Genomic DNA, 10652 nt, shown 5'->3' with positions numbered 1-10652 from the left:
GCTCTCGATCTGCGAGAACAGGTTCTGGCCGACCGTGAACGGATTCTAGGACGCGACCACCCAGACACACTCTCCGCTCGCAGCAGCCTTGCCAACACCGGGGCGTCTGCCTCGTCACCTCGGGCGGGTCCCGCGGTGGAGTCTGCCAACCCAAGCTGAGATGCTCCGTGGCCGTGACCATCAGGTCCTACTCAGGGTGGTCGTAACCGAACCTCTCCAGGTCGATCAGAATCACCCGGCCAAGTGCGGTCCACCATGAGGTTCTGTAAGTGGGCGTCCCCGTGCACGGGCCCCTTCCGCGACTCGAAACACAACTCCCCAACCCGGCCGCGGAGTTCACGCGCGCGCTTACGCAGGAACGCACGGTCGTCCTCCGGTATGTCGGTCGCCGCGTTGATACGTCGGTCTGTCCGGTCCAGCACGCCGAGGTGAAGCCTCCTCCCGCGCTCCGCTCAGCACCGGACGGCATGCCCCCCACCAACTCCCTCAGATACCGCCGACCTGCCAAGCGGACCACCGTGCACAGCGTTCGACAGCAACCACCGGAGCGACCGTCCCCGCAGGCGGCGAAGACAGGCGAGACCAGGGTGTGACCAACTCGTATAGAGCCTCAGCAAGAGTTGACTTCGACCACGACGCGGGCCGTACGGGCACGTACCGTACGGCCCCCGGCGACGCCGCCTCCCGCATCTCGTACGCCGACTTCGCCGTCGCGCTGATCGACGAGATCGACAGCCCGCACCACCACCGCACACACATCGGCGTCGAGACGCGCTGACCCGTATCGGAACCGCTCCCGGTGAGTGAGGATGGCCGGGACCGGCACGCGCGGCCGGTCGCGGGAGTCGGAGGGAGCGGGTCGTCGTGCTGTTGCGACAGCTGGAGTACCTGGTCGCGCTCGCCCGCGAGCGGCACTTCGCGCGGGCCGCCGACGCCTGCTTCGTGTCGCAGCCCTCGCTCTCCGCCGCGATACGCAAGCTGGAGCACGAACTGGGCGTACCCATCGTGCGCCGCGGCCGGCGCTTCGAAGGGCTGACCCCCGAGGGCGAGCGGGTACTCCTCTGGGCGCACCGGATCCTCGCCGAACGCGACGCGCTGCACCACGAGTTGTCCGTCATGCGCGGCGGCCTCACCGGCACGCTGCGCCTCGGCGCCATCCCCACCGCCCTGACCGCCGCGTCCCTCCTGACGACGCCCTTCTGCGAGCAACACCCCCTCGTCCGCGTCTCGCTGGAGACACTGTCGTCGCGCGACATCACGCGCCGGCTGACCTCGTTCGAGCTGGACATCGCGCTCACGTATCTCGACGACGAGAGCCTGCGCCACGTACGCAGAACACCGCTGTACGAGGAGCGGTACCTGCTCCTCACACCCCACGACAGCCCGCTCGCCCAGCAGCGGTCGGTGCGCTGGGCCGAGGTCGCCGGAGTGGCCCTGTGCCTGCTGTCGCCGCAGATGCGCAACCGCCGGATCATGGACGAGTACTTCGCCGCCGAGGGCGCGAGCGTCACCCCGGCCATCGAGACCGACACCGTCGCGGGTCTCTACACGCACATGGCGGCGGGCCGGTGGTCGAGCGTGATCTCGCACGCCTGGCTGCATATGTTCGGCGTCCCCGACGCGATGCGGGTGGTCCCGCTGGTGCATCCGACGCACGGCCCGCGCGTGGGCCTGGTCATCGCCGACCGCAGCCCCGAACCGGTGCTCGCGAAGGCGCTGTTGGAGACCGCGCGGCGGGTGAGCGTACGGGAGGTGCTGAACGGGCTCCTCGACGCGCACCTCGCGCCGACGGACAGAACGGCGAAGCCGCAGCGATAGCCGGTGCCTATCCCGGCATAGAGAAGTTCGCTTTGCCAGGGCAGACGCCAGGACCCACCGTAAGAGGCACCTTCCGAAGCACGCCCGCAGCAACGGACGAGGAGCCGCAAGTCATGGCAAAGATCCTGTGTGTGCTGTACGACGACCCGACCGACGGCCAGCCCACCACGTACGCCCGCGACGACCTCCCGGTCATCGACCACTACCCGGGCGGCCAGACCACCCCCACCCCCGAGGGCACCGACTTCACCCCCGGCCATCTGCTGGGCAGCGTCTCCGGTGAACTCGGGCTGCGTTCCTTCCTGGAGAGCCGCGGCCACACCCTCGTCGTCACGTCCGACAAGGAAGGCGCGGGATCGGTCTTCGACCGCGAGCTGGTCGACGCGGACATCGTCATCTCGCAGCCGTTCTGGCCGGCGTATCTGACGGCGGAGCGCATCGCCACCGCCAAGAACCTGAAGCTCGCCGTCACCGCCGGCATCGGCTCCGACCACGTCGACCTGGACGCCGCCATCTCGCACGGCGTCACCGTCGCCGAGGTGACGTACTGCAACAGCATCAGCGTCGCCGAGCACGTGGTGATGACCATCCTCGGTCTCGTACGCAACTTCATCCCCTCGCACCAGATCGTGCTCGACGGCGGCTGGAACATCGCGGACGCCGTCAAGCGCTCGTACGACCTGGAGGGCATGCAGGTCGGTACCGTCGCGGCAGGCCGCATCGGGCTCGGCGTGCTGCGCCGGCTGGCCCCCTTCGACGTCGGGCTGCACTACACCGACCGCCACCGCCTGCCGGAGTCCGTCGAGCAGGAGCTGAACCTCACCTGGCACGAGTCGACCGCCGCCATGGTGCCGCACGTCGACGTCGTCACCATCAACGCGCCGCTGCACCCGGAGACCGAGGGCCTGTTCGACGACAAGCTCATCGGCACCATGAAGCGGGGCGCGTACCTCATCAACACCGCGCGCGCGAAGATCGTCGACCGCGACGCCGTGGACCGCGCGCTGCGCAGCGGTCAGCTCGCCGGTTACGGCGGCGACGTCTGGTACCCGCAGCCGGCGCCGGCCGACCACCCGTGGCGCACCATGCCGCACCACGCGATGACGCCGCACATCTCGGGCTCGTCGCTCTCGGCGCAGGCGCGGTACGCGGCCGGCACGCGGGAGATCCTGGAGTCGTACTTCGCCGGGAACCCGATCCGCGACGAGTACCTGATCGTGGAGGGCGGGGCGCTGGCCGGTACGGGAGCGCACTCGTACTCCACGAAGGAGAGCTGAGAGCCCCGCCTGATCTCGTCCGACCCCGCCTGACCTCGTCGCCGGAGGCGCTTCCGGCGCCGGTCAGGCGGTCAGGCGGTCAGCCCGTCAAGCGGTGCCGAAGGACGACGACCTCACCCCGCGCGCCCGCAACTCGGCCACCACCTCCTGGCCGTCGGGGACATGCCTGGCCTCGTAGCCGCTGAGAACGAGATGCGTGAGCCCACCGATCTCCAACAGCGGTGCCAGCGTGGAGATTTGAAGGGTGTACGAGGCCCGGAAGTCCACCTTGTTCAGGGCGGGAAGCTTCGCGAGTGCGGAGACGTCGCGCAGCCCGAGCGAGTAGCCCTTGATGGATTCCACCGACGTGCTGCCGATCAGAAAGTCGTAGTCGGGCCACGACTGATACTTGAACTCCAGCTCGCGAAGCGCTGTCATCCCTCCCAGCGGCGGCGCCTTGAGCCGGTCGCAGCACTCGATCCTGAGCTTGCGCAGGGTGGGCGAGTCGACGAGGGAGCCCAGCGACTCCAGTTGGCCGAGCTGCTCCAGCCGCAGTTCCGTCAGCGGAGCCCGGCCGACCAGACCGGCCAGGTCGTGCAGGACCTCGCACCCGTAGATCTGCACCTGCCGCAGCTCCGGCAGCTCCCCGACCCGGCCGAGACCGGACAGTGCGGGGCAGTTGCGTACGTCGAGAAAGCGCAGGTCGGGCAGGTCGGGTGCGCCGTCGAGGGTACGCAGGGCCGGGATCCGGTCGAGCAGCAGCATCCGCACACCCGGCAGGTCGGGCAGGAACCCGAGGTCGGATCCGCCGGCGACATTCGTCAGGAAGAGGCGGCGCGGGGCGGGCGCGCCGGCCAGCGACATGAAGTCGGACAGCGCCATGCAGTCGCGCACCCTGAGCAGTTCGAGTCGGGTCAGTGCCTCGACCCCGGCGACGGAGGTGAGCCGTTCGCAGAGGGCGAGTTCCAGGGTCCCCAGTCCGGGCAGGCCCGATATCGCCCGCAGATCGGTGAGTTGGTCGCACTCGGTGAGGATCAGCTCGGTGACGTCCGGGTGGTGGCCGAGGCCGTCCAGTGACCTGAGGCGGCGGACCTTGTCCATACGCAGCACGCGCAGGCGGGGCATCGCGTCGATGCCCTTGAGGGTGGTGAGGTGGGTGCAACTGGTGAGGTCCAGCTCGGTGACCGCGCCGACATCCGTCAGGGCGGACAGATCCTTGATACCGGTCCAGCCCAGGTCGAGCGTGGCGAGCCGGCGCAGCCCGCTGAGCGGGCGGATGTCGCGCAGCCCCCGGCAGCCCTGAAGGCTGAGGGATTCCAGGTCGGGCAGCGCGGCGCCGAGTCCGGAGACGGACGCGACGCCCGTCATGCTGAGGTCGAGCCGGCGCAGCGCGCGCAGTTTCAGCAGCGGGCCGATGTCCTTGACCTTGCGGCAGCGGTGCAGGCGCAGACTCTCCAGCGCGGTCAGGGCGGTGAGCGGCGCGAGATCGTCGACGCCCGAACAGCCGCCCAGATCAAGGCTGATGAGCCGGGTGTACTCGGCGAGCGGCGTCAGGTCGGTAAGCCCGGTGCAACGGTCCAGATGGAGCGCGCGCAGGACGGGGGCGAGATGCCGCAGCCCTGCGGGGAGGACCTTGCTCACCTTGAGATCGGTGCGGTTCTCGCGCGCGTAGGCGGGGACGAGGAGTTGTTCGGCGAAGCCGTCGGGGTCGGCGACCTTGGGCCACATCTTCAGGAGCAGGTCGGTGCTCGGCTCCCCGACGGCGGCGAACCGCGCGGCGAGCGCCAGGGCCTGGGCGGGGTCGACGGCCGGGGCGCCGGCGCCCCGGACGAGCAGGTCGCGTACGGCCTTACGGGCGCGCGGGGCCTTCACGGTGGCCAGCAGCTCACGCAGGGAGTCGAGTTCAGTCATGCCACCGCAGAATAGGCGCAGGGTCCGACAGTGCCGCCCGGAAGGGGTGGCACTGTCGGACCCTGCGGACTACTACTTCACCTCGCCGATACGGCCGAGGAAGTGTGCCGCGCCGTCCTCCACCCGGTGCAGGAAGAGACCGTTGGCGAGGACGAACGCACGCGCCGCGTCATCGAATTCAATGGTCCTGGACAGGCCCTTGAAGGTGACGTCGCGCAGCCTGGTCACCATGGCGCCCCGCTCCACGCCGGTGGCCACCAGTTCCCGCATCCCCTGGGCGACGAAGTTCAGCGCGTCGTACGCCTCCACGGCGAACGGCTCGACCGCGAACAACCTGAGCGCGAACAGCCCGTCCTTACCTGGCTGTTCGCCCCCGCGCGGACCGTAGCGCTTCTCGTACGACGCCACGAACCCTTTCGCGGCAGGCAGTTCGGCCGGGTCGACGTACGTCGTGACGAACACCCACCCGTCTGCCGCCGCACCCGCCACGGCGGTGAACTCGGCCCGGAGCGCCGGCTCCCGTGCCATCCGTACGCCCCGGAAGCCCGCGTCCGCCAGCGCGCGGGCAAAGAGAGCCGCCCGCCGCGGCGACGTCCCGCCGTACGCCACCGAGTCGGCGCCGAAAGTTCTCACGGCGGCGGCCACCGGCCCGAAGTCGTCGCTGTCGGCCGGCACGGTGCGGGTGGTGGTCGTGCCGCGCCCGTCGGTCAGCAAGTGGGCCAGTTCCAGGACGAGTTGCTCGCTGACCGGGCCCGCCGCCCGGTCGTCGACGAGAACGGTCCTGCGGGCGTCACGGGCGCGGACGAGGTAGTCGACGAATCCCACGCTCAGGGAGTTCCGGTCCGGTCTGAGTTCGAAGAACGCCCGCTCGCTCGCCGTGCTGAACGCCTCGGAGTCGCAGGAGACCGTGACAAGGGAGAGCAGGGCCTTCTGGTAACGGGCGACGACCGCCTCGGCCCCCGCGGTCCCGGTCGGGCCGATCACCGCGTGCACGTCGCGGTCGGCGGCGAAGGTCCCCGCCACCTCCACGGCCCGCTTCGCCTCCCCGCCGTCGTTCAGCACCCGCAGCGCCAGGTCGAAGGGGCGGTCCGCACGGGAGTTGTGGTCGGCGACGGCCAGCCGCACGCCGCGCTCCTGTGCGCGGCCCGCCGCCTTGTCCCGGCCGGAGAGATCGGCCTGGAGCCCGACGGTGTAGCGCGGCAGGGAGCTGTTCCCCGAGGAATCCGAGGAATCCGAGGAGTCCGAGGAGTCGTCGGAGCCGTCCGGTGGCCGGGACGCCGCCCAGGCCGCCAGGCCGCCGCCGACGGCGACGACCCCGGCCGCCGACGCGAGGGTGAGCAGCCGACGGCGCGAGGGCCGCCCGGAGGTGGCTGATGCTGTGGGGGCGGGGGCGGCTGTGACCGTCCGCGCGTCCGCGTCCGAGTCCGCGTTCTGGGTGGGCGTCGCGTCCGGAGCCGGGTCGGGCAGGGCCAGCACGGCGGCGGAGCGTTCGGCGATCAGCCGGGTCAGCGCGGCCGGCAGCCAGCCGGGCGCCGCTCCCGCCAGGTCCCCCAGCGCCGCCCGTACCTCCTCCGAACTCGGCCTGCCCTGCGGGTCCTTGGCGAGACAGTCCGTGAGCGGCCCGAGCAGTTCGCGCGGTACGCCTTCGAGGTCCGGCTCCTCGTGGACCGTACGGAACAGGACCGCCGCCGATGAACCCGTACCGAACGGTCTACGGCCCGTCGCCGCGTACGCCAGCACGCATCCCAGCGAGAACACGTCACTCGGCGGCCCGAGTTCACCGGCGCGCGCCTGCGCCTGCTCGGGCGACAGATAGCCGGGCGAGCCGATCACCACGTCGCTCGCGGTGAGGGCGGTGGCACCGGTGGCCCGTGCGATCCCGAAGTCGATGAGCCGGGGGCCGTCCAGGGCCAGCAGGACATTGCCCGGCTTGACGTCACGGTGCACGAGCCCCGCCTCGTGCACCTCGGTGAGTGCTTCGGCCAGCCGGGCGCCGAGGACACGTACGGTCTCCGCCGCCAGCGGCCCGTGCGACGTGACGGCCTCCGCCAGCGAGGGACCAGGCACGAAGGCCGTGGCCAGCCACGGTTCGCGCGCCTCGGCGGCTGCCGCGACGACCGGCACCACCCAGCGCCCGGTGAGCCGCCCCGCCGCCTGCGCCTCGCGCCGGAAGCGGACGCGGAAGCCGTGATCGGCGGCGTACTCGGCGCGGATCACCTTCAGCGCAATCAGTGCGCCACCCGGCGAACGCGCCAGATACACCACGCCCATGCCGCCCGCGCCGAGCCTGCCGAGCAGCCGGTAGCCGCCGACGGCGGGCGGGTCGGCCGTCTTCAGCGGCCGGAACGGCTCGCTCCCAGCCATGCGTTACGCGCCGGTGGGGGCAGGGCCCAGGAAGCGGAACGCCCCGTCCTTGACCTCGTAGAGGAACACGCCCCGACCGGCGAACGTGCCCTCCTTCGGATCGAACGCGAACGTCTTCGTGATCCCCTCGTACGTGCTCTTGCGCAACAGACCCACCAACTCGGCCCGCTTCGGCGGAGTCCGCACGCCCTGCACGCTTTTCGCGCCCTTCACCAGTTCCCGGATGACGAGGTTGACGGCGTCGTACGCCTCGGCCGCGTAGTACGGCGGAGCGGCGCCGAAGCGCTCGCGGAAGGCGGCGCTGAAGTCCGCGGCCTTCGGGGTGTCGGCGGCGGAGACGAAGGAGGAGGTCAGCAGCCAGCCCTCGGCCGCGTCGCCCGCCAGCTCCAGGAATTCCGGGTCGAGCACGGCCTGCGACGCGAGTCTGGGCCCGTCGAATCCGGCCGCCGCCAGCTCCCGCGCCACCTTCGCCGCGCCCGGCGCGTACCCGGCGTAGACGAAGGAGCCCGTACCGGCCTTCAGGATGTCGGTCACGACGGGCTTCATGTCCTCGACGTTCGCCGGGATCACGCGGGGGTAGGCCGGCATGCCGGAGTCGCGCAGCAGGAGGGAGGTGATGGTGGCGGACTCCCAGGCGTACGTCTGCGCCGTACGGTCCTGGAGCAGTCCCGGCCGTCCCATCTCCTTTTCCTTCGAGGCCAGTTGGGCGAGGTGGACGGCGATCGGAATGGACAGCGCGGCGTCGCCCGGCCGGCAGTGCACGAGGGACCGGGGCTTCCGTGAGGTCATCATCATGCCGCCGGCCGAGAGGGTCAGCAGCGGCAGCAGGCTCTCGTCGTACGCGCCGACGACCTGCTCCGCCGTCACGTCGGTGGTGGGACCGAGCACGGCGAGTACGTCGGGGTCCTCGATCAGCTTCTTGGCGGCGGCCGGGGCCCGTTGGGCGCTGCCTCTGTCGTCGGCGGTCTTCAGCGCGAGCGCGAAGGGCTTGTCCTGGGTGGGATCGCTGTCCTTGCCGTCTTCGCCGCTCCCGCCGCCCTTGCCATCCTTGCCGGGCTTTCGGGCGTTGTACTGCTCGATCGCCAGCCGCGCGCCCTGCTCCTGCGCCCGGCCAGCCGCCTTGCCCGCGCCGGAGAGGTCCGCCTGGACGCCGATGGTCCAGCGCGGGCCGGAGTCCTCGTCCGTACGGGAGTCGTCGTCCCGCAGTACGGCCCAGGCCCCGCCACCGCCCGCGACGAGCGCGGCGCCGGAGAGGACCAACAGGCGTCGCCGGGAGGGTTTTTGACGCCCCTCAGGGTTCTCGGGGTCGTCGGGGTCCTCGGGGTCCTCCGGGACCGGCGCCCGACCCGACTCGTCGGTGTCCGGGGTCGTCCCGCCCGCGACCGTCGGCTCGATGTCGGGCAGCGCCAGCATCTCCGCCGCGCGGTCGGCGATGCCCCGTACGACATCCTCGGGCAGCCAGTCGGCCGGATCGCCGTCCGGGTCACCGTCCGGATCGCCCTCCCGGTCACCGGCGGGGACGGCGTCCTCGACAAGCCGCGCGCCGATCCGCTCGGCCGTGGGCCGGTCCGCCGGGTCCTTCGCCAGGCAGGAGAGCAGGAGTTGGCGCAGCTCGGGGTCGTCGTCCCCCCACGCTCCCCCGATGTCCGGCTCGTCGTGCACCGTGCGGTACAGCAGCACGTCCGCCGTACCGCCGCCGAACGGGGGCCGTCCCGTCAGCGCGTACGCCAGCAGACAGCCCAGCGAGAACACGTCGCTCGCGGACCCCACCTCCGCGCCGCGCGCCTCGGCCTGCTCGGGCGCGAGGAAGCCGGGCGTGCCGACGACCATGTCGGGCGAGGTGAGCGCGGTCTCGTCGGTGGCGCGGGCGATACCGAAGTCGATCAGGCGCGGACCGTCCACGGCGAGCAGGACATTGCCCGGCTTGACGTCACGGTGCACCAGCCCCGCCTCGTGGACCGCGCCCAGCGCCCCGGCGAGCATCCTGGCCAGGGCCCGCACGCTGCGCACGGGAAGCGGTCCGTGCGCGGTGACCGCCTCGCCCAGCGACGGGCCGGGCACGAACGCGGTGGCCAGCCAGGGCTCCGCCGCAGCCGCCGCCGCGCCGGTGACCGGCACCGCCCACGGGCTGGACACCCGGCGGGCCAGGTCGACCTCGCGGCGGAAGCGGGCGCGGAAGCCGGGGTCGTCCGCGTACTCGGCCTGAATGACCTTGACGGCGGCCAGCGCCCCCGTCTCCGTACGGCCCAGATAGACCACGCCCATGCCACCGGCGCCGAGGCGGGCCAGCAACCGGTGACCGCCGATCGACGCGGGGTCGGTGGGCAGCAGGGGCTCGGTCATTCCGACACCTCCAGTTCGGCCTGGACGTCGACGAGCATGGAGCCCGTTCCCTCGGTGACGGCGGTGTCGATCTCCTCCCGCGTGCGGCCCTCGGCGCCCTTGCCGACCACCGAGACCGTGACCTGGCCGAGGCGGTTCTGGCCCCATATGTAGTAGTGCGGGCCGCCGAGTTCGTCGCTGCGGTACTCGCCGTGCTCGGAGATCACGTCGTCGCTGGAGAGATTCCCGGCACCGAGCGGCAGGCCCGCCGACAGCAGTCCAGTGATCCGCTCGTCGTTGCTGAGCCGCTGCTCGGGGCAGCGCAGCGCCTCTTCGAGCGTGCGTGCCATCTCCCACTCCGCGTCGGCGGCTTCGCGGTGCACGACGACGGTGGCGGCGATCCGGATCGGGCCCTTGCCGCCTTTCGCGGGCAGTTCGCTGTAGCGGGTGAAGCTGGTCAGTACGGAGGGCGGAAGCGGCTCGCGCTGCCAGACGCAGTCCCCGTCGAGCACGGCCAGGGAGTCGGGGTCGCTCTCGTACGGGCTCCGCTTGACGTAACCGCTCCCCCAGCGGCCGGGCTCGGCGGCGACATCGCGGGCCAGCCGCAGGGCCTGGGCGCGGGTCCGGGGCCGTCGGTTCTCGTCGGGGACCCAGCCCAGCCCGGTGCCGGCCGACGGAGTCGGCGTCGGCCCCCCGTCGCCCTTGGCCTCCGCGCCCGGCTCGGTCGAGCCGGCCTTCGTCGGACCAGGCTTCGTCGGACCGGGCTTGGTCGAGCCGGGCTTCGTCGGGTCCGGGTCGGAGGCGTCACCGGTCCCCGAGCACCCCGCCAGCAGCGCCCCCACCGCGAGAGCGACGACACCGCCCCGTAACCGCCCGGCGCCGGCGCCACCCAACGTGAACTCCCCTGTCGCACACCTCACTTGAGACCCCCTGTCCGTTCCGAGCGTATCGAGTGGGACGCACGGGAGCTACGGCTCAGTT

At 71.7% G+C, this 10652-nt stretch carries 7 protein-coding genes; 3 read left to right on the top strand and 4 right to left on the bottom strand.

The window, feature by feature from the left end:
• Positions 1-589 precede the first annotated feature (589 nt).
• The 3 genes from ACFT9I_RS13245 to ACFT9I_RS13235 all read left to right on the top strand — a co-directional run bounded on the left by ACFT9I_RS13245 (position 590) and on the right by ACFT9I_RS13235 (position 3095).
• Entirely contained in the window at positions 590-778 is a 189-nt protein-coding gene (locus ACFT9I_RS13245; RefSeq protein WP_382563669.1) for a hypothetical protein, read from the top strand.
• An 86-nt stretch (positions 779-864) separates the two neighbouring features.
• A complete protein-coding gene (locus ACFT9I_RS13240) occupies positions 865-1818 on the top strand; it encodes a LysR substrate-binding domain-containing protein (protein WP_382563667.1) in 954 nt (317 codons plus the stop codon).
• Between the two features lie 113 nt (positions 1819-1931).
• On the top strand, positions 1932-3095 hold the full coding sequence (locus ACFT9I_RS13235) for an NAD-dependent formate dehydrogenase (protein ID WP_382563665.1): 1164 nt from the start codon (positions 1932-1934) through the stop codon (positions 3093-3095).
• Between the two features lie 87 nt (positions 3096-3182).
• Here the strand turns inward: ACFT9I_RS13235 and ACFT9I_RS13230 are convergent, their stop codons facing one another.
• From ACFT9I_RS13230 to ACFT9I_RS13215, 4 genes are all read right to left on the bottom strand, one after another.
• A complete protein-coding gene (locus ACFT9I_RS13230; RefSeq protein ID WP_382563664.1) occupies positions 3183-4985 on the bottom strand; it encodes a leucine-rich repeat domain-containing protein in 1803 nt (600 codons plus the stop codon).
• Between the two features lie 72 nt (positions 4986-5057).
• Positions 5058-7349 (bottom strand): bifunctional serine/threonine-protein kinase/ABC transporter substrate-binding protein, encoded by a 2292-nt coding sequence (locus ACFT9I_RS13225; RefSeq protein ID WP_382563662.1) that lies wholly within the window; start codon positions 7347-7349, stop codon positions 5058-5060.
• A gap of 3 nt (positions 7350-7352) precedes the next feature.
• Positions 7353-9692 carry a bifunctional serine/threonine-protein kinase/ABC transporter substrate-binding protein gene (locus ACFT9I_RS13220; protein ID WP_382563661.1) on the bottom strand — a complete coding sequence of 780 codons (2340 nt, stop codon included), beginning with the start codon at positions 9690-9692 and terminating at the stop codon, positions 7353-7355.
• Positions 9689-10564, bottom strand: a complete 876-nt coding sequence (locus tag ACFT9I_RS13215; protein ID WP_382563660.1) for a hypothetical protein — start codon at positions 10562-10564, stop codon at positions 9689-9691. Before ACFT9I_RS13215 ends, ACFT9I_RS13220 begins: the two co-directional genes overlap by 4 nt.
• Between the last annotated feature and the right edge of the window lie 88 nt (positions 10565-10652).

It is taken from the genome of Streptomyces sp. NPDC057137 (assembly GCF_042670825.1).
Taxonomy (GTDB): Bacteria; Actinomycetota; Actinomycetes; order Streptomycetales; family Streptomycetaceae; genus Streptomyces.
Note: the sequence above shows the minus strand (reverse complement) of the source record. Positions and strands in the feature narration are given on the sequence as shown.

Bases quoted from the DNA above. Each gene is read 5' to 3' on its own strand.
- ACFT9I_RS13220 (WP_382563661.1), bottom strand. From the start codon at position 9,692: ATGACCGAGCCCCTGCTGCCCACCGACCCCGCGTCGATCGGCGGTCAC.
- ACFT9I_RS13225 (WP_382563662.1), bottom strand. From the start codon at position 7,349: ATGGCTGGGAGCGAGCCGTTCCGGCCGCTGAAGACGGCCGACCCGCCC.
- ACFT9I_RS13230 (WP_382563664.1), bottom strand. From the start codon at position 4,985: ATGACTGAACTCGACTCCCTGCGTGAGCTGCTGGCCACCGTGAAGGCC.
- ACFT9I_RS13235 (WP_382563665.1), top strand. From the start codon at position 1,932: ATGGCAAAGATCCTGTGTGTGCTGTACGACGACCCGACCGACGGCCAG.